A 1,474-nucleotide genomic window follows, 5' to 3' on the forward strand; every position below is an offset into this window, starting at 1 on the left:
TGCTGTAATAGGGTAAAAGATTTAAAAAAAAGGCAGGACTACTAAAATTAAACTCACCTGTTTTTACATTAAATCAAAAAAGTAATTATTAATAAATGATCATGTAATTGGATACGCGAAGCTGTAAACTGTCATTAAACCGAGGTTTATAGATCCATATAATCAGCATTATATTTTGGCCTGTTATATCAATAGCCTGTTTGCCTTAAAAATCAACAAAAAATATATGCTCAAAATGAATACAAAAACAAAAAAAAATAAAAATTATGATGAAGCATGATTTGATGGTCAGTGTATGCTGTACAACCTACAACCAGGTACAATTTATTGCTCAAACCATTGATAGTTTTTTGATGCAGCAAACAAATTTTCAATTTGAAATTGTTATTGGCGATGATTGCTCTACCGATGGTACATCCGAAGTGCTAAAAAAGTATAAAGAAAAGTATCCGGAAATAGTAAAGATCATTTCAGCAAAAAAAAACGTAGGCGCTCACCAGAACATGATCGATACAGTTAAAAACTGTAAAGGGAAATACATTGCGCTTTGTGATGGGGATGATTACTGGACAGATGCCTGCAAACTGCAAAAGCAAGTCGATTTTTTAGAGCAAAACCCAGATTATGTTATGTGTTGCCATTATACGCGGGTAATTGATACCAATAATAATACCCTTTATGTTGATCCAAATCCATTACCATTAGTGCATACTTATCATGACCTGCTTACCGGTAAACAAGAGGAAACAAAAACAGCAACGGTAGTATACCATAATAGCGCGCAAATACATCAGTTATTTCAAAAGTCGTGGTACTTTAAATGTTATGCGGCCGATAAGTTTTTAAAGATATTTGCGACATTCAATACCGGTCGCAAAATTTATGTAATGCCCGAGATAATGAGCTGTTATCGTAATCATGTTGGAGGTATATGGAGTATGATTAAGGTTGAAGCCCGGATGGAAATGGTGATAAGTGATTTTAACCTTATCATTAAACATTTTAGATATCGCGGAATGCAGAAGAAAAAGCTTTTGTTGTTGTATATAAAAAGGTATATATTATTTGAGCTGAAAAAGTATAGAATACGCAAAGCTTATGACACGGTAAAGTATCTGCTTTAGTCCATTTTTGATATTAATTTTCAGGAAGACAACCTTATTGTCTGTGTAACAACACCCCAAAATGGTTGTTCGTTGTCTCGTTGGCTATTTACAGCCAACCAATGTTTTAACAGGAATTCCCTGTTGATCATGCATAGTTAATTCATTTTATCAGTTATCCCATCCTTTATACACCGCCCTGGCAACCGGTTTTGTTAAGAAACTAAGCGGTTAATTATTGATTTAATTATTGTAATAAATCTAAGCAAATTTATGAACCACCAACATTTTACTATTCGAGATAATAAAGAATGGGATGCCTATACCAGTAAGTCATTAATGCATGAGATTTTTCATACATGGCACTATCA

The 1,474-nt window shown here is 33.3% G+C and carries 1 protein-coding gene; it reads left to right on the forward strand.

Annotated elements, in window-relative coordinates; translation table 11 throughout:
- Positions 1-266: 266 nt before the first annotated feature.
- The gene (locus AC1DPZ_RS27090; RefSeq protein WP_477409362.1) at positions 267-1,124 is read left to right on the forward strand and encodes a glycosyltransferase; all 858 of its coding nucleotides are present in this window, start codon (positions 267-269) and stop codon (positions 1,122-1,124) included.
- Positions 1,125-1,474: the final 350 nt, after the last annotated feature.

It is taken from the genome of Mucilaginibacter sp. P4_G9 (assembly GCF_056400985.1).